The following is an 18,148-nucleotide window of genomic DNA, read 5'->3' as shown; positions in this document are numbered from 1 at the left end:
CTCAGCCGTGAATCCACTCCGGCAACCAGCCGCGGTGGGCTTCAATCAGTTCGTCGATCAGGGCGTAGATCTCGTCCATGCCAAGCACTGCCGCCGTGTGGGGATCGAGCAGGGCTGCATGGTAGATGCTTTCCCGCTTGCGCTCGGTGATCGCCTCGGTGACCAGCGCCTGCACGTTGATGTTGGTGCTCATCAGGGCGGCCAGATGGGTTGGCAGCCGACCGATGGCGGTGGGCTGAATGCCGTTGGCATCCACCAGACAGGGCACCTCCACGCAGCAGCCATCCGGCAGGTTGGTAATGAGGCCGTCGTTTCTGACGTTGCCATAAATGACGCTGGGCTCACCGCTCCAGAGGGAGTTGATGATGACGCTCGCATACTCGTTCGATTCGGGCACCTCGACCCGTTCGGCCTGACGATAGGCAGTGAGGTCATCCTGCCAGCGGGCAATCTGCTCGACGCAGCGCTTGGGATACTCGTCGAGCGGCACCTTGTAGCGCTCGATGAGATCGGGGCGTCCCGGCTTGATGAAGTAGGGGGTGTACTCGGCAAAGTGCTCGGAAGATTCGGTAACAAAGTAGCCAAACTTCTTGAACAGCTCGTAGCGCACCAGATTCTGGCAACGCTGGTTGTGGTGCAGGCCGGGTTTGGGGGCAGTCCCCGCTTCATAGGCAGCCAGCAGCTCGGGATAGAGATTGACGAATTCGCCGCTCTCCAGCTGATGCTCAAGGGTCAAATAGAAGGCCATGTGGTTGATACCGGCACAGCGATAACGCAAGGTCGCCGGATCGATGCCGAGATCACGGGCCAACTCGTGCGCCGTTCCCTGCACCGAGTGGCACAGTCCCACCTGCTTGATATGAGGGAACTGTTGATACATGGCCCAGGTGTTCATCGCCATCGGGTTGACGTAGTTGAGCATGGTGGCGTCGGGGCACACCTCGCTCATTACCTCGCACACCCGCCAAAGATTAGGGATGGTGCGCAGTGCCCGCATGATGCCGCCGGGCCCAAGCGTATCGGCAATGGTCTGTTCGAGACCGTGGCGTTTGCACACCTCGAAATCGGTCACGGTACAGGGCTCGTAACCGCCGATCTGGAAAGCAACGATGACAAAGTTGGCCCCTGCCAGCGCAGGTTTCAGCTCGGTATGGCAACTGAGCAGCCCCTTGGCACCGCTGGAATCCATCAGCTTGCGCACCACAATCTGGGACTCTTCAAGCCGCTGTGGATCTATGTCCATCAGGGAGATGTTGGCATTTTTCAGGGCCGGTTTGTGAAACACATCGCCCAGGATGTTCTTCACAAAGATGGTAGAGCCTGCGCCGATAAAGGTGATATTGGGAGTTCTCATGTCCATTGCTCCAATGACGGTGAAACCAGTGTGCCTACTATGCAGGGCTGGTCCCGTCAGGTGCGTCTCGCTTACGGAACAGAGACTCCCAAAAACTCATTTTTGATGGGCTGGCTGACAAGATCTTAGGAAACGGGACACTTGTTCCCGAAAGTGGGACTCCCTTCTCCTGGCATCGACCGGCTCGCAGACAGCCGGAACGTTACTCCGTTACCCCGGATTCGAGCAGCAGGCACTCATCGGCATCTTCGCTCAATTTGACCAGTCGACTGTGCACCAGCCCCAGCTTGGCCAGCAGGCCGATGGATCGCTCGTTGCCCGGAGTGACGATGGCAACTACCTGCCCGATCCCCAACCGGCTTTTGCCATCGGCAAGGGCGGCCTGCGCCGCTTCAATGGCGTAGCCCTGGCCACGATATTGCGGCAGGAAGGCGTAACCGATATCGACCTGCTCCAGGGTATCGCGTTTGATCAGACCGCAGATACCGAGGCTGGCACCGTCATCCTTGCGCTCCACCAGATAGAGCCCGTGACCATAGCGGGCATAGCTGACTGCCGGCCCCTGCTGGATATACTCCTGCGCCTGTTCGAGGGTGCGAATGCCCCGATCACCGATGTAGCGATAGAAGTCACCGTCATTGAGCAGCTCAAGGATGAAGGGGGCGTCGGTGGCGATCATTTCGCGCAGGATCAGGCGGGAGGAGGCAATCATGGCAAGGGCTCTCAAACGGAAAGTGAAGGGCAAAGAGTGCCCCGTCACTCCCGGGCTGGCAAGCCTGTGGCACCATCACTCATACAAAAGGGGCCGCAGTGCGACCCCTGACGAGATGGGAGAAACGGGCTCAGGCGGCCAGCAGTCCGGCATAGCCGTTGCCCTGCTCGCGCAGCGCAGTGAACTGGGCAGCGCAATCGGCCCAGCTCAGCCCCAACGCATCTGCCACCTTGTGGGGCCACTCAGGGGGCGCCTCTTCCCCCACATCGGACTGGGCCGCCAGCACAATGGCCAGATGGATCAACCCGGCCTCGGCGGAAAATACCTTGGCCAGCATGGGATTGTAGTGATACTCCACCGCATTGCTGATGGTATCGGGAAACTTCCAGTAACGAGCCATGGCCGCCCCGACCTGGGCATAGTTGAAGCCAACCACCAGCTCTTCTGCCTTGGCCCGCCCCTTGTGCAGCTCCAGATCGTGAATGTGGTGGACAGTGTTTTCAGGCAGCCCCACGTGCATCACCAGCCGGCCAAGATCGTGCAGCAGAGCGCAGGTAAAAACCTCATCTCCCTTCATCCCTTTCTTCACCGCCAGACGGCGGGCCAGTTCAGCCACGTTGAAGACGCAGCCCCAGAAATGTTTGAGATCAATGCCGGGCACGGCCTTGACCGATTCGGTGAGCCCGCAGGCCAGCACCATGTTGCGCACCATCGCCAGTCCAAGCCGCACCGCGGCTTCATTGACGGTGCCGATCTGACGACTGCTGCCGAATTTGGCCGAGTTGGCCAGCCGCAGCAACTTGGCGGAGATGACAGGGTCCTTGTTGATCAACTTGCTGATCTTCAGCAGATCCGGATCCTTTTCATTGAAGGTCTGGATCAAATCGCGCATCACTTCCGGGATCTGGGGCAGTAGCTTGGGCTCGGCCAGCAGGGAATCTATCGTGGGCATAGGCGTATCCATCCATGTTATCTGTGTTCCAACCTGTTTGCCTTGGCAAACTCTTCCTAATTATGGGTAACAAATGGCCTCCTCATCGGATTGTTTATTCGCTGGCCATTCAAGGTGTTAGTCACATTCAGGCTATACTGGCCGCCACATTCACTGTTGCGGATATCCCATGAACGACACTCAGGAATTTTTTGACGAAGAGACGCTGCTGGAGATGGTGGAGAACCAGCTCAACGATGGTCACCCTCCCCATGTGAAGGCGACCCTGATGCGGCTGGTGATGAAGGGCACCCCGCGGGAAGAGGCGTTGCAATATATCGCCTGCGCCCTAGGGGCCGAGCTGATGGCGATGGAGGCCGATCAGGGCCCCTTCAATCTGACCCGCTACGGCGAATTCCTCGACAGCCTGCCCGAGATGCCGTGGGCTGACTGATAACCGGAGCTGACCAAGGCGCTACGCCTTTGCATGACTCCTTCAAAACAGAAGGGCGGGCGCCAATGGCCCCGCCCTTGTTGTATGGATCCGCTCCGGATCAGAACTGGGAGTTGATGACCACCTCTTCCCCCAGCGCCCCTGCCAACGGCAGTGGTCGATAGCTGGAGTTGGCGGCCCGCAGCAGCCGAATGCCGCGAATGCCGACCTCCTGCGCCGCCTTGATATCACCGTAGAAGAGCGTCATCGGCTTATCCTTGAGCCACTGCACCTTGGTGTTCTGCCCCGCTGGCCACCGGCGAAGATCACCGGATTGAGCTGGTCGGCCGGAATATTCATGGTCTGCTGCAGGATCTGGCTCACGGTCTCGGTCTTGGTGGCTAGCCCCCCATTTTATCCGCCCGGGATAAGCCTCCACCAACCAGGATATGACAAGCCTGTTTTGACCCTAGATATCGGCTGGAAGAGCCAGAGTGGGCTATAACTGCTTAACACCCGCTATTGATATCAAAATCAACGACTCTCTCTGGAGATGCCATGGACGCGCACACTTCCTCTTCCAATACCACAGGTTCGGCCCCTTCCACTCATCATGCCGGGATAGACACCCTCGATCAGGTGCTGGTACGGCTCGAACTCTCGCCAGAGGGGCAGATCCTTGATGCCAACCCGCGATTTCTGAGCCTCATGGGCTACACGCTAGATGAGCTCTCCGGCAAGCACTACGGCATGCTGCTCTCCCCGGACCAGGTGCAATCCGCCACACATGACACCTTTCAGGCCGCACTGCGCAGCGGCTCCTCGCAGGAGGACGAGCTTCACCTGCTGGACAAGCCGGGACGGGATGTCTGGATCCGTGGAGCCTGCAGCCCGGTTCTGGATGACAATGGACAACTATCTCGTATGACTCTGTACGCCATGGATCTGACCGGGCAGAAGCAGCTCACGGCCAGCTTCGAGGGCCAGCTCAATGCGCTGAGCCGGGTCATGGGCAAGGTCGAGTTTTCGCTGGAGGGCACCATACTGGATGCCAATCCACGCTTTCTCGACATAGTGGGTTACCAGCTGGAAGAGCTGAAAGGGCAACACCACAGGCTGCTGGTTGACCCAGACTACGCCCAGTCGGCGGATTACCTCGCCTTCTGGGACACGCTGCGCCGGGGCGAGTTTCTGGCTGGCGAATTCTGCCGCCTGAACAAGCAGGGACAGGAGGTATGGATCCAGGGCTCCTACAACCCCGTGCTGGATCTGAACGGCAAGCCCAGTAAAATCGTCAAGTTTGCCACCGACATCACGGCGCAGGTGGAGCAGCACCGCCAGCTCAAACAGGCGATGGTGGAAGCGGAAGAGGCCGCCAGAGTGCGCGAGGAGCTGCACAAGTCTCTGCAAGAGATGTCGACCCCTGTCACCCCTATCTGGGACGGGATCCTGCTGCTGCCACTGGTTGGGATCATCGACTCCATGCGCACTGCCGACGTGATGAACAAGTCGCTCACCAAGATTGCCGAAACCCGCGCCCGGGTCTTTGTGCTGGATATTGCCGGAGTCGCCACCGTGGACACTGGCGTCGCCAACCAGCTGATCAAGATCACCAAGGCGACCCAGTTTATGGGCTGTGAAGCCATCATCTCGGGAGTCTCCCCCGCCATTGCCCGTACCATGGTGGAGCTGGGGGTGTCGGTCGGTGACGTCCGTACCACAGCGACCCTGAGAGACGCCTTCGAAATAGCGCTCAAACGGGTTGGCTCAGCCCTCTAGGTCGCGGCAATGACCATGCAGCTCAACAACGATCTTGGCATCGCCGATATGGCCGACTGCATAGTAGTCAGCATGCGCCCCGATCTCGGAGACGACGGCATGCAGATGCTGATGCAGGCCCTCTCCCAGCGACTGGTACACGGGCGTCACCATGCAGTCTTGCTCGACTTCTCCGGCGTCATGCTACTGGATCACCATGAATTCAGACAGGTTTGCAAACTTGCCGAGGTGTGCCGTCTGTTGGGTGCCACCTGCCTGCTGGTAGGGCTAAATGCCGGGATCGCCGCATTTCTGGCGCTAGCCGAGGCACAGCCCGGGCCACTGCGCTGCTTCATCGACATGGACGACGCTTTTGCCCATGTCAGCCGCCTCCAGGGCGAGGAGTAAACCGCCATGATACAAGAGCATGCGACCCGGGAGGCCAGCTATCCGCTACGCCACGATATCGATCTGCACCTGGCTGTGATGTCGGTTCGTCGGCTCCCATTTATCGCCAACCTATCCGACGTGGATCGCGCCATGCTCTCCACCGTGGTCTCCGAACTTGGCAGCAATATCCTGAAATACGCCGGGCAGGGGGAGATCACCCTGATGCTCCATCACCCGAAGGGGAGATCCTGCATCGACATCATCGCCCGTGACAAAGGGCCCGGCATATCGGATGTCTATCAGGCCCTGCAGGATCACTACAGCACTTCCGGCACCCTGGGACTGGGACTGCCCGGCGTGCGGCGCATGATGTCAGAGCTCACCATCAGCACACCGCCGGAAGGGGGCACCCTGGTGCAGGCGCGCAAATGGCTGGGTTCTGTACCCTCGGTCCCACGTCTCATCACGCCCACCCAACAATGGGGGCAGGCAGGTCTGACACTGGTTTGGGCTAGCGAAAACAGACCCTGTTATCCGGAAAAGGTCTCCGGCGATCTGGTCTTTATCCGGCCCACATCCGACGGCGTCTTGCTGGTACTGATCGATGTCAGCGGCCACGGCTCCTCGGCCAACAAGCTGGCACTGATACTGCAAGAGGCGCTGCAAAACACCCCTGAACAGGAGCCGGCACCTCTGCTGCAGCTGTTGCACCAACACTGCATCGGTACCCGGGGAGCGGCCGCTGGCATAGCCCTGGTCAACAGTGAACGGGGTGAACTGAGCTACGCCGGCATCGGCAACACCCGCATCTGTCTGCGCGGCCATGACCTCTGGCGCGGTATCTCCCGTGATGGGGTGCTGGGGGAGCGCTTCCCCACCCCCTTGCTGCAACGGCAGCCCATCAAGCCGGGGGATGTGCTGATGCTCTATTCGGATGGCATCAGCGAGTCACTCAACCTGCGTGACGGCGCACTGGATCTGGGGGCTGATCCCGTCATTCTGGCCCGTCAAGTCATAGACCATAGTGGGCGCAGCACCGACGATGCGAGCTGTATTGTGCTGCGGGTACAACCAGAGAAGGAGCGCTAGATGCGGCAGCTGATCGGTGATATCAGGCTCTCTGGCCCGACGGCAGCCCTCACCGCCAGACGCAAGGTGATCCAGGTGCTCACCTGCATCGACAAGAGCCCCACCTTCGTGGCGCCGCTGGCGGGTACCACCTCGGAGCTGGTGCGCCAGCTGACGGCAACCATCGACTCACTGCAACTCCAGCTTTGGCTGGAGAGCAATACGCGGGAGCTGTGGGTCTCCCTCTCGGCCGACGAGCCACTGCAGCACAACGCACCCGGTGCAACCCATGGCAGCATCCGGCTGGTTCCTCATGCTGACACCGCCATCGCTCTGGTATGCCACCTGCCACACTGGCCCGATGACGCTCTGCTGTTGCAGATGCAGCAGCAGTTCGCTGAACCGACCCGGGATGAGCTGTTCGCCGTGATGCAGACCAAGAATCAGGAGCTGGAGCAGGCCTATGAGCTGGCAGAAAGCGCAACCCGGGCCAAAAGCGATTTTCTCGCCAACATGAGCCATGAAATCCGCACCCCGATGAACGCCATTCTGGGTATGGCCCACCTCGCCCTGCAAACACGCCTCGACTCGCAGCAGGCTGATTATCTGGGCAAGATCCAGCGCTCGGCCCATCACCTGCTCGGCATCATCAACGATATCCTCGACTTCTCCAAGATCGAGGCGGGCAAGCTGGATCTGGAGCAGATCGAGTTCGATCTCGACCATGTGCTGGAAAATCTGGCAACCCTGGTGGGCGAGAAGGCCGAAGCCAAAGGCATAGAACTGCTGTTCGAGGTCGATCACCAGCTAGACACCCTGCTCTATGGCGATCCCCTGCGGCTCGGCCAGATCCTGATCAACTACGCCAACAACGCAGTCAAATTCACCGAGCAGGGGGAGATACTGGTCAAGGTCACTTGTCTGGAGAAACGACCGCAAGAGGTGCTGTTGCACTGCTCGGTGCAGGACACGGGGATCGGCATGAGCCAGGAGCAGCAGCAACGGCTGTTCCAGTCTTTCCAGCAGGCGGACAGCTCCACCACCCGCAAATACGGCGGCACCGGCCTCGGGCTCGCCATCTCCCGCGAACTGGCGGCACTGATGGGAGGGGAGGTCGGCGTGCAGAGCGAACCGGGCAAGGGAAGCACTTTCTGGTTTACTGCCCGACTCGGCCGCGGCAGATACCGCTCACGCTATCTGCCAAGTCTGGATCTGCGTGGCCGCCGCATACTGGTGGTCGACGACAGTGCCAGCGCCCGCACCATACTGGCTGCCCTGCTGCGCAGCATGAGTTTCGTGGTCGACACCGCCGAATCGGGTCAGCAAGGGCTGCAGATGATCGCCTGTGCCGAGCAGGAAGGTAACGCCTACGAGGTGGTGCTGCTGGATTGGCACATGCCCGGGCTGGATGGCATAGAGACGGGGCGCCGCCTCATCGCCCGCGGCCTTGGCAAGCGGCTTTATCGGGTCATGGTGACAGGTTATGGGCGGGAAGAGATTTTTCGCGAAGCAGAGGCCGCCGGCTTTGATAGGGTGCTGGTCAAACCAGTCTGTGCCTCTGTGTTGTTTGATACCATCATTGGGCTGTTCGGCCAGCAAACCACGGCGACTGCCTTGAAGCCCACCCAGCCTACCCACAACTATCGCTTCGAGGGACTCCGTATACTGCTGGCAGAAGACAACGAGCTGAATCAGCAGGTGGCCATGGAACTGCTGCGAGCGGCGGGCATCGACGTCAGCATTGCTGCCAATGGTGCCATTGCTCTGGAAATGGCTGCGCAACAACCATACGACCTGATCCTGATGGACATGCAGATGCCGGTGATGGATGGACTGACTGCCACCCGTCAGTTGCGCCAGCAAGAGAGCGAAGGGCACCACACTCCGATCCTCGCCATGACGGCCAATGTCATGGCCGGTGACCGGGAACGCTGTCTGGCGGCCGGTATGGATGACCACATCGCCAAGCCCATCGACCCCGACAAGCTTTATGCCGCACTGCAGTGCTGGGCCCCTGCCTTCAGCGTTGAAACCGATGCAATACCCAAGAGCGCACCTTCACCACAGCACCAGCCATTGCAGCCTCAGTTAAGAGCGCTCGGACTCAATGCCGAAGCCGCCCTGCAACGGCTGATGTACAACTGGGGGTGGTATCAGGATCTGCTGCAACGATTTGCCCAACAGGGCACCCGGCCCATGCAGAGCCTGATCGCCGCCCTGCAGAAGAACGACCGGGAGGAGGCCCATCGTCAGGCCCATACCCTCAAGGGGATTACCGCCACTCTGGGCGCCGAACCACTGCGGGGTATCTCGGCCAGGCTGGAGAGTGCACTCTCCCGGGGGGATGACACCACCAGCCTGCTTCCACTGGCGGAACAGGGGCTGCAGATGCAGCAGCAACTGAGCGATGGCCTACAGGCCCTGCTACCCACCCAGACCACAGCCGACCTGCCGGAGCAAGAACAAGTCGACCTGGCGCCCCTGCTGGCGCAGCTGATCCGGCTGCTGGCGGAAGATGATGCCGGAGCTCTGACCCTGTTCCAGCAGCATCAGCAGCAGCTGACGAGAGTGCTGGGAGAGACGGCATCCAGGATGGCTGACGCCATTACCGGCTTCCGTTTTACGGATGCACTTGCACATCTGCAACGAGTCCGGGCCCTCAGGCCCGATCTGTTCAACCAAGAGTGAGGGCACCACCATGCTCAACCTGCTGGATCCCGATACCAAGCCCACCCTGCTGGTGGTCGATGACACCCCTGAAAACCTCTCATTGCTCAGCGCCTTGCTCAGCCCACAATACCGGGTCAAGGTCGCCATCAGTGGCCAGCGGGCACTGGAGATACTGTCATCAGACTCCCGGGTAGATTTGATCCTGCTTGATGTCGTGATGCCCGGGATGGATGGTTATCAGGTGATGCAGGCACTGCAGGAGATGCCGCAGGCACGGCATATTCCGGTGATTTTTCTGACTGCCAAGGTAGAGGAGAGCGCCGAGGCACATGGACTGGCTCTCGGCGCCGTGGACTATATTCACAAGCCGATCTCCCCCGCCATCGTGCTGGCCCGCGTCAGAAACCACCTTGAGCTGAAGGCGGCACGGGATCTGCTACATGACCAAAATGCCTATCTGGAGCAGGAGGTGGAACGACGCACCCGAGAAAACGAGCTGATCCAGAACATCACCATCCACTCCCTCGCCTCTCTGGCCGAAACCCGGGACAACGAGACCGGCAACCACATTCTGCGCACCCAGCATTATGTGAAGCTATTGGCGGAAACTCTCTGCGAGCACCCTCGCTTTCGTGCCGAGCTGACCCCCAAGACAATAGAGCTGCTGTTCAAGTCGGCCCCCCTGCACGATATCGGCAAAGTCGGCGTACCGGACCGGATCCTGCTCAAACCTGGCAAACTCGATGAAGATGAGTTCGCCCAGATGAAGCACCACTCCACCCTTGGCAAGGAGGCCATAGTCCACGCCGAGGAGGCACTGGGGGTAGAGGTGGAATTTCTGAGACTGGCCAAGGAGATCGCCTGCTACCACCACGAGAAGTGGGATGGCACCGGCTACCCCTACGGTCTGATAGGAGATGAGATTCCCCTCTCGGCCCGACTGATGGCGCTAGCAGATGTGTACGATGCCTTGATCAGCAAGCGGTGTTACAAGGCAGCCATGACCCATGCAGAGGTGGTGCCCATCATTTTGGCGGGAAGGGGCAACCATTTTGATCCCGACATCACGGATGCCTTCGCTCACATCCACGTGCAATTTCACGAGATCGCGCTGCGCTACAACGACGACAAGAGCGATCAGGAGGCCAAACTCGACTAGGTGCTGGAATCAGCAGGCAACAAGTCAGTGAAAATGAAACCATCGCGCTCCACCGTCTTCCCCGTGCAGATCGCCAGCGGGCGCAGAAACATGGGGCCATCATAGGCCAGAGTGTGAAACTCGCCGTTCTCGCCGCACGGATCGACCCCCGCCGGCTGCGCCGCCAGCAGTGCCTCGTCAAAATCGTGGCCACCCAGGCTGGCATCCAACTTGTTCGGGTCGAGAGCACTGATCCGCGCCTTCAACCCAGCGGCCACCATCTGCGACGCCAGTTCACGGGTATTGCTGCCCCACAGCGGGAACAGTGGTTCGATGCCGGTGCCTGCCAGCTGCTTTTCACGGTAGGCGCGCACATCCTCAAGGAACAAGTCGCCAAAGGCCATATGGCGGATCCCCTGTGCCACCACATCGGCGATAAAGCCGGTCATGATGCGGGCGTAATCCTCGTTGCTGCAGGGCCAGGGCAGATCGATGGTGATGAGGGGCAGCCCGACGCAGGCGGCCTGTTCGGTCAACAGCTGCTTGCGCACCCCGTGCATCGCCACCCGCTCGAATGCCTGATTGAGGGTGGTAAACAGCCCCACCACCTCGATGGCGGGATCCTGCCGCAACTGATGCAGAGCCCATGCGCAATCCTTGCCGCTGCTCCAGGAGAGCAGTACCCGTTTCTTTTCCATCATTCCTCCGCCAGCGGGGCATTCGGATTGCCCCAAAAAGATGCAAGACAGTGTTGCGAATTGCGCGATTTACACACAAGAGGCAGGCAGCATACTCTCGATCACCTGTATATGCCCCTTGCACGGGGTGACAATAACTAAAAAAACCGATGGGAAACATACGGATATGACCACGACCACACAACAACACGATCACGCCCGCCCCCTCAATCGACAGGATTACAAAACCCTGAGTCTGGCTGCCCTCGGCGGTGCGCTGGAGTTTTACGACTTCATCATCTTCGTCTTTTTCGCCGTGGTCATCGGCGAGCTGTTCTTCCCGGCAGATATTCCCGAGTGGTTGCGCCAGTTCCAGACCTTCGGCATCTTCGCCGCCGGTTATCTGGCCCGCCCGCTCGGCGGCATCATTATGGCCCACTTTGGCGATCTCATCGGTCGCAAGCGGATGTTCACCCTCAGCATCATCATGATGGCGCTGCCGACCCTGTTGATCGGTCTGCTACCCACCTATGCAGTGCTCGGCATCGGCGCCCCCATCGCCCTGCTGGGATTGCGGATCCTGCAAGGCGCCGCCATCGGCGGTGAAGTGCCGGGCGCCTGGGTATTTGTCGCCGAGCACGTTCCTGCCCGTCGGGTCGGGGTCGCCTGCGGTACGCTCACGGCGGGATTGACGGCCGGCATCCTGCTCGGCTCCTTCATCGCCACTGCGGTCAACAAGAGCCTGACCCCGGCCGAAGTGAGTGACTGGGGCTGGCGAGTGCCCTTCCTGCTGGGCGGTATCTTCGGCATCGTCGCCATGTACCTGCGTCGCTGGTTGCACGAGACCCCGGTTTTCGCCGAGATGAAGGCCAACAAGACCCTGGCTGACGAGCTGCCCCTCAAGTCGGTGCTGCGCAACCACAAGAGCAGCGTGGTGGTCTCCATGCTGCTCACCTGGCTGCTCTCCGCCGGTATCGTGGTGGTGATCCTGATGACCCCGACCTATCTGCAGAAGGTCTATGGCATCAGCCCGGCGGACGCCCTGACCGCCAACTCGCTGGCGATCGTGGCCCTGACCCTCGGCTGCATCGTTTATGGTCGACTGATCGACCTGCTGGGCAGCGGTCTCACCTTCATGTTCGGCTCCCTGCTGCTGGCGGGCTCCAGCTACGCCTTCTATCACGGTCTGGCGGCCGGTACGAGCCAGCTGGTGCCGCTCTACATGCTGGCAGGCTTTGCGGTCGGGATTGTCGGCGCCGTGCCTTACGTGATGGTCAACGCCTTCCCGCCGGTGGTGCGTTTCTCCGGTCTGTCATTCTCCTACAACGTGGCCTACGCCATCTTCGGCGGCCTCACCCCGATGGCGGTGACCCTATGGATGAAGAGCGACATGCTGGCCCCCTCCCACTATGTGGTGAGCCTGTCGGTGCTGGGTTTCGCCATCGGTCTTTGGCTCTGGTTCCAGCAACGGGCCATCCGGCAGCAGCAAGCACCGCAAGCGGCCTGACCCGAACAACAAGCCCCGGTATCTGCCGGGGCTTTTTTGTACTGCTTATGTTCAGTTTCGCCAGCATAAGATAGCCTCCCTCTTGAGTCAGGTGACCACCTGGATCAAGGTATTCCCATTCATCCCTGCTATCCGAGGCTCAACATGTTCTTTCAGGTCGTATTTCTCGCTTTGCTGGCGTTGCTGCCCATGGTCAATCCGCCTACCACGGCCACCCTGCTGCTGGGGCTGAGCAAGGGGATGTCGCGCGAACATGTGCGACGTCAGGTCAATATGGCGGCCATCTATCTGTTCTGCACCCTCTGCATCACTTTCTTTATCGGATCCTCGATTCTGGATCTGTTCGGTATCTCCATTCCGGGTTTGCGCCTGGCCGGGGGGCTCATCATCGGCTTTATCGGCTTTCGCATGCTGTTCCCCGCCCCCAGCCAGCAGAGCGGGGTCGATATCAACCAGAGCATCGCCTTCGTACCACTCACCATGCCCAGCATGTGCGGGCCGGGCACCATGGCGCTGGTAATAAGCGGGGCAGCCCAGATTGCCGAGCTGCCTGACGAGTACAACCGCCTCACCATCTATGGCGCCATGGTCACTGCGTTTGCCCTGATGAGCCTGATCAGCTGGGGAGTATTGAAGCTGGCGGATCCGGTCTGCAAGATCCTTGGCGCCACCGGCATCGATGCCATGACCCGCATCATGGGCTTCCTGCTGGTCTGCATGGGTATGCAGTTTTGCATCAACGGCATCAAGGAAGTGGCACAGGATCCGGTCTTCCACGGTGGCCAGGCCGTGCAAACCGCACCGGCGCTACCGCAGGCTTCCGGCGCGTTTGATCAGTTGCCGCAAAAGCCCGTCAGCCCTGATTGAAAACGGTATCAAAAAGTCCCTGACGATCTGCACTGATCTTGTTCCTGATCATGTTATTGACACAAAAATGGGTTAGTTTGTTTTTTATACAGACTTTATTCAGACGGACGCTGATAGGTTTGTTGATGAATACCCACTCAACTTCAGGAGAGTATGCAGATGGAGAAGATACTGACCGAAATAGGGAGCCATAGCCTGTTTCACGAGTACCTGAACGTGGTTGGGATTGCGAGCCCATCCCTCGCCAAGATTGAGCAACACTGGGAATATAAAAAGCGGGAGCAGCTGGTCGCCAAAATCCAGATCGATAAGCAGGGCAATGCCCGTTACTTCATCGATGCTCGCGCCATATCCATCAACTGATACCGAATAACCAGCCAGCCCCGCTCCACCGAACGGGGCTTTTTGTTGTCTGCGATCCCGCACTCGCTGACCCGCATTATCTCTGCTGTTGCCAGAAGCTCTGTTTGTTTTTTGTACAGCGCTCATTCAGCTCGACATGGCTATCTTGTATCTGCCCCCCTTGTTCCAGAAGAGTGCCCATATGACCAAGATGCTGACCGAAATCGGCAGTCATAGCCTGTTTCACGAATACCTGAATGTGCTCGGCATAGCCAATCCAGCTCTTGCCAACATAGAACAACTGTGGGAACACAGGCAGCAAGAGAGGCTGCTCGCCAAAATCCAGATCGACAAACAGGGCAAAGCCCGTTACTTCATCGACGCCCGCGCCATCTCGGTCAATTAACACCGATGATTCTGCAAGCCCCGGCCTACTGACCGGGGCTTTTTGTTGCATGCCCATCAAGCAGGCTAGCCAATCCCCCTGTCACCCCCTCTTCTCTCTATGCTCCTCTGATGGAATTTTACCTCCTTTAAAAAGAAAATAATTGGAATAATTAATTATGCGACACCAGTCTCATAATAAAAATCAAAAATCGAGCATGATGACCCGCATCGAGAAGAATGATTTACGCCGGGAATGGCGACGACCTGAAGTAGAGGAAGCGATGACCATTGACCTATCAAGCATGATTACCGAAACCCGCAATCCAGCCAGCATCGAGATCGATCAGCTCCCGACGCTGGATATGCTGCGGATCATCAATCAAGAAGATCAACACGTTGCAGTGGCTGTAGGCCAACTGCTGCCCGAGATCGCCAAGGCGGTCGATGCTATTGCAGCCGCATTTGGCAAAGGCGGCCGCCTGATCTACATCGGGGCTGGCACCTCCGGGCGCCTCGGCATCCTGGACGCCAGCGAATGCCCGCCCACCTACGGGGTCTCTGCCGAGCTGGTCATCGGCCTGATTGCCGGGGGCCACAAGGCCATACTGCAGGCGGTGGAGAATGCCGAAGACGATGCAGAACTCGGTGCCAACGATCTTAAAAATATCCACTTCAGTGCCCACGACGTGCTGGTGGGTATCGCAGCCAGCGGGCGAACCCCCTATGTGCTGGGCGCCATGCAATATGCCAGGAGCCTGGGTGCCACAGTGTGCAGCATCAGCTGCAACCCGGGCAGCCCGCTCGCCAAAGCGGCCGACATCAGCATGGTCGCCGTGGTCGGCCCCGAGATTGTGACCGGCTCCTCCCGCATGAAAGCGGGCACAGCCCAGAAGCTGATCCTCAATATGCTCTCGACCGGCGCCATGATCCGTACCGGCAAGGTCTACGGCAATCTGATGGTGGATGTGGAGGCGACCAACGCCAAACTGGTGGAGCGCCAGAAGCGCATCGTCATGGAAGCAACCGAATGTGATCGTGGCACGGCCGAGCAGGCTCTTGCTGCCGCAGATAACCATTGCAAGACCGCCATTGTGATGATCCTGGCCAATATCTCCGCCAGCGAAGCACGAGAGCGGCTGAAAAGCAGCGGCGGCTTTATCAGCAAATGCACAGATTAATCGGCCGACCGCACATTGGCCGCGCCAGCAATGGCGACAGGATAACAACATAAGCGGGGGCATCCGCCCCCTCACATCAGACTGACCGGGTTCTTTATGGCAAAAATAACTGATTCCATGATTGGCCAGATCATCCAGGCCATCGGCGGCCGGGATAACATCACCAACTGTGGCCACTGCATGACCCGCTTGCGGCTGAGCCTGGCGGACAGCCTGCATGCCGATCGCGATACCATCAAACGGATCGCCGGGGTGATGGGGGTGATTGAAAGCGACAACCAGTTCCAGATCGTGCTTGGTCCGGGCAAAGCCCAGACCGCCTGCGAAATGATGAATGGCATGCTGAATGCAGACGCGGAAACACTGACCGCCCCTCGCCCGCAATCAGCGGATCTTGTCGACATCGCCGCCGCCAACAAACAGGCGCTGAAGCAGAAACAGAGCAGTGCGGCGCACCGCTTCCTGGCCAAGTTTGCCACCATTTTCACACCGCTGATCCCCGGTTTTATCGCTGCGGGTCTGCTGCTCGGCTGCGCCACCCTGATCGAGCAAACCCTGCTGCTGGAAGGACAGCAGACAGGGGGCATGCTGGCCGAATTTGTCGGCTACATGAAGCTCTTCAGCAAGGGATTGTTCAGCTTCCTCAGCATACTGATCGGCTACAACGCCCAGAAGGCGTTTGGTGGCTCCGGCGTCAACGGTGCCATCATCGCCTCTCTGTTTGTCATGGGTTATGACCCTCAGGCCAGCAGCGGCATCTACTCCGGTATCACCGACTTCTTCGGCCATCAGATCGATCCCCGCGGCAACATCATCGGCGTGCTGATCGCCTGCATCATAGGCGCCTCAGTTGAGCGCCAGGTTCGCCGCTACATGCCGGACAGTCTGGATATGATCCTCACTTCCTGCATCACCCTGCTGATCATGGGAGCCGTCACCTTTATCCTGATCATGCCCCTCGGCGTGCAGCTCTATAACGGCATGTCCTGGCTCTTCATCAACCTCAATGGCAACCCGTTCGGTACCGCTATTCTGGCTGGCCTGTTCCTCATCTCGGTGATGTTCGGCATCCACCAGGGGTTCGTTCCCGTCTACTTTGCGCTGATGGATGCCCAGGGCTTCAACTCCCTGTTTCCTATCCTGGCGCTGGCCGGTGCCGGACAGGTAGGGGCTGCGCTGGCGCTCTACAGCCGGGCAGGCAAGGATTCCCTACTGCGCACTCAGGTGAAGGGCACCATCATTCCGGGCATTCTGGGGGTCGGTGAGCCGCTCATCTACGGCGTCACCCTGCCGCGGGTCAAACCCTTTATCACGGCCTGCTGCGGTGGTTCGCTGGGGGGCTTCGTGGTTGGCCTGATCTCCTGGCTGGGTCTGCCGGTCGGCCTCAACACCGTCTTTGGACCATCCGGTATCGTCGCCCTGCCGCTGATGACCTCCGCCCAGGGGATCTTCCCCGGCATGATGGTCTATGCGGTCGGCCTCGCCGTCGCCTACCTCGGCGGCTATCTCTTCACCCTGATGTTCGGCTGCAAGAACGTCGATCTGAGTTAATCCCTCCTCCGGATTTCTAGCCAAGGTCTGGCCCCGAGCAATCGGGGTCATGGCCAAACTCATCCCGGCTCTGGCACAGAGCCCGTACAGGAACGATAAAAAATGAAAAAATCCATGCTTGCTCTGGTTCTTCCCGCACTGCTCGGCACAGGTTCCGCTCATGCGGCCGTCATCTATCAGGCTGACGATGGCTCCAACGTCGACCTCTACGGCCGTCTTGGCTTCAATATTTCCGACAAGAAGAGCGGCAATGATCAGGGTGACTTCGATGGCCGTATCGGCTTTACCGCCCGTCAGACCGTCAATGACGATGTCGCAGTGATCGGCATGGCGCAATATCAGGTCAATGCAGCCGAATACGCCAACAACGTGCAGAAGAACAGCAGCGACCTCACTGCCCGTTACGTCTGGGCCGGGATCGACGGTGGCCAGTGGGGCAAGGTGACCGGCGGGCGCGTCTCTTCCGGCCTCATCATGTTCACCGATATCGGTGATGTATTTGCCGCCTCCGATGTATCCATGGCCCGTCAGGCCAGCAAGGTGGACTCCACCGCCGTGCAGGTGTTCCGTCAGGATGGCACTCTGCAGTACCAGAACACCCTCGGCAATCTGGATCTCTCGCTCGCCTACATCCTTGGTAACGGCACCTCGGATCTTGATTACGGTTACAACGGCGCCCTGCGCTACACCTTCGATCTGGGCAATGCAGGCAAACTGGCTCCGGTCGTGGCGTATCAGCAGACCAAAGCAGCCCAGAGCAGTGGCAGCAAGGTCGATCCCAATGCCGATGAGTATCGCTTCGCAGGGATCGGTACCCGCTACTATCTCGGCCCTCTGATGTTGGGTGCCCTCTATAGCAAGGATCAGGTGACCTATCGCGATGGCCGTGCCGACAGTGAAGACAAGGTGTGGGAACTGACCGCGGTGTATGACATCAACCAGAAGTGGGCGGCCCGCGCAGGCTATCGTCACCTCGTCAACGAGGGTGGCGACCAGATGGCACTGCGCGATACTACGCTGGAGCTGCAATACAAGCTCACCCCGCGATCTTCCCTCTACAGCGCCTATGTGATCCGCAATGGTGAAGATGGTCTGGCTGGTAGCACCATCACCAGCTTTGGTGGCAGCAGCAACAGCGAGAGCTTCTACCACCTCGGCCTGCGCTACGAATTCTGATCTGGTTGC

At 59.3% G+C, this 18,148-nt stretch carries 18 protein-coding genes; 13 read left to right on the top strand and 5 right to left on the bottom strand.

Going from position 1 to position 18,148, the window contains the following annotated elements; translation table 11 throughout:
- Position 1: 1 nt before the first annotated feature.
- From G5306_RS10810 to G5306_RS10800, 3 genes are all read right to left on the bottom strand, one after another.
- The gene (locus G5306_RS10810) at positions 2–1,354 is read right to left on the bottom strand and encodes an alpha-glucosidase/alpha-galactosidase (protein ID WP_421172679.1); all 1,353 of its coding nucleotides are present in this window, start codon (positions 1,352–1,354) and stop codon (positions 2–4) included.
- Positions 1,355–1,556: 202 nt separating this feature from the next.
- Positions 1,557–2,066, bottom strand: a complete 510-nt coding sequence (locus G5306_RS10805; protein WP_421172677.1) for a GNAT family N-acetyltransferase — start codon at positions 2,064–2,066, stop codon at positions 1,557–1,559.
- A 130-nt stretch (positions 2,067–2,196) separates the two neighbouring features.
- Complete coding sequence (locus tag G5306_RS10800; protein WP_201937502.1) at positions 2,197–3,018, bottom strand: HDOD domain-containing protein; 822 nt, start codon at positions 3,016–3,018, stop codon at positions 2,197–2,199.
- A gap of 169 nt (positions 3,019–3,187) precedes the next feature.
- On the opposite strand from G5306_RS10800, the gene G5306_RS10795 reads away from it, so the two are divergent.
- Positions 3,188–3,451, top strand: coding sequence for a hypothetical protein (locus G5306_RS10795; RefSeq protein WP_042658108.1), 264 nt, complete (start codon positions 3,188–3,190; stop codon positions 3,449–3,451).
- Between the two features lie 100 nt (positions 3,452–3,551).
- Here G5306_RS10795 and G5306_RS10790 read toward each other — a convergent pair whose 3' ends face one another.
- Entirely contained in the window at positions 3,552–3,698 is a 147-nt protein-coding gene (locus G5306_RS10790; protein ID WP_302055900.1) for a hypothetical protein, read from the bottom strand.
- 290 nt (positions 3,699–3,988) lie between these two features.
- On the opposite strand from G5306_RS10790, the gene G5306_RS10785 reads away from it, so the two are divergent.
- From G5306_RS10785 to G5306_RS10765, 5 genes are read left to right on the top strand one after another with little or no spacing between them, the layout of a single operon-like run.
- Positions 3,989–5,209: a PAS domain-containing protein gene (locus G5306_RS10785; RefSeq protein WP_216952764.1), complete on the top strand. Its 1,221-nt coding sequence runs from the start codon at positions 3,989–3,991 to the stop codon at positions 5,207–5,209.
- A gap of 15 nt (positions 5,210–5,224) precedes the next feature.
- Positions 5,225–5,596, top strand: coding sequence for an anti-anti-sigma factor (locus G5306_RS10780; protein WP_216954502.1), 372 nt, complete (start codon positions 5,225–5,227; stop codon positions 5,594–5,596).
- 6 nt (positions 5,597–5,602) lie between these two features.
- Positions 5,603–6,667: an ATP-binding SpoIIE family protein phosphatase gene (locus G5306_RS10775; protein ID WP_216952763.1), complete on the top strand. Its 1,065-nt coding sequence runs from the start codon at positions 5,603–5,605 to the stop codon at positions 6,665–6,667.
- A complete protein-coding gene (locus tag G5306_RS10770) occupies positions 6,668–9,334 on the top strand; it encodes a response regulator (protein WP_216952762.1) in 2,667 nt (888 codons plus the stop codon).
- A complete protein-coding gene (locus tag G5306_RS10765) occupies positions 9,273–10,475 on the top strand; it encodes an HD-GYP domain-containing protein (RefSeq protein WP_216952761.1) in 1,203 nt (400 codons plus the stop codon). The genes G5306_RS10770 and G5306_RS10765 overlap by 62 nt, the downstream gene beginning before the upstream one ends.
- Here G5306_RS10765 and G5306_RS10760 read toward each other — a convergent pair.
- On the bottom strand, positions 10,472–11,152 hold the full coding sequence (locus tag G5306_RS10760; protein WP_421172712.1) for an ATP-binding protein: 681 nt from the start codon (positions 11,150–11,152) through the stop codon (positions 10,472–10,474). The two genes, G5306_RS10765 and G5306_RS10760, sit on opposite strands and share 4 nt — an antisense overlap.
- Positions 11,153–11,318: 166 nt before the next feature.
- On the opposite strand from G5306_RS10760, the gene G5306_RS10755 reads away from it, so the two are divergent.
- The 7 genes from G5306_RS10755 (at position 11,319) to G5306_RS10725 (ending at position 18,139) form a co-directional block, all read left to right on the top strand.
- Complete coding sequence (locus G5306_RS10755) at positions 11,319–12,638, top strand: MFS transporter (RefSeq protein ID WP_421312854.1); 1,320 nt, start codon at positions 11,319–11,321, stop codon at positions 12,636–12,638.
- 144 nt (positions 12,639–12,782) lie between these two features.
- On the top strand, positions 12,783–13,505 hold the full coding sequence (locus tag G5306_RS10750) for a MarC family NAAT transporter (RefSeq protein ID WP_421312853.1): 723 nt from the start codon (positions 12,783–12,785) through the stop codon (positions 13,503–13,505).
- 159 nt (positions 13,506–13,664) lie between these two features.
- On the top strand, positions 13,665–13,868 hold the full coding sequence (locus tag G5306_RS10745) for a hypothetical protein (RefSeq protein ID WP_216952760.1): 204 nt from the start codon (positions 13,665–13,667) through the stop codon (positions 13,866–13,868).
- 181 nt (positions 13,869–14,049) lie between these two features.
- On the top strand, positions 14,050–14,253 hold the full coding sequence (locus G5306_RS10740) for a hypothetical protein (protein ID WP_041209699.1): 204 nt from the start codon (positions 14,050–14,052) through the stop codon (positions 14,251–14,253).
- 262 nt (positions 14,254–14,515) lie between these two features.
- Positions 14,516–15,412 carry an N-acetylmuramic acid 6-phosphate etherase gene (gene murQ / locus G5306_RS10735; RefSeq protein ID WP_227341511.1) on the top strand — a complete coding sequence of 299 codons (897 nt, stop codon included), beginning with the start codon at positions 14,516–14,518 and terminating at the stop codon, positions 15,410–15,412.
- A gap of 96 nt (positions 15,413–15,508) precedes the next feature.
- A complete protein-coding gene (gene murP, locus G5306_RS10730; RefSeq protein ID WP_421312852.1) occupies positions 15,509–16,963 on the top strand; it encodes a PTS N-acetylmuramic acid transporter subunit IIBC in 1,455 nt (484 codons plus the stop codon).
- Positions 16,964–17,065: 102 nt separating this feature from the next.
- Positions 17,066–18,139 carry a porin gene (locus tag G5306_RS10725; RefSeq protein WP_227341512.1) on the top strand — a complete coding sequence of 358 codons (1,074 nt, stop codon included), beginning with the start codon at positions 17,066–17,068 and terminating at the stop codon, positions 18,137–18,139.
- Positions 18,140–18,148: the final 9 nt, after the last annotated feature.

The sequence above is a fragment of the Aeromonas sp. 603404 genome (assembly GCF_049171775.1).
Taxonomy (GTDB): Bacteria; Pseudomonadota; Gammaproteobacteria; order Enterobacterales; family Aeromonadaceae; genus Aeromonas; species Aeromonas veronii_A.
This window is presented reverse-complemented; position numbering and strand designations above follow the sequence as displayed.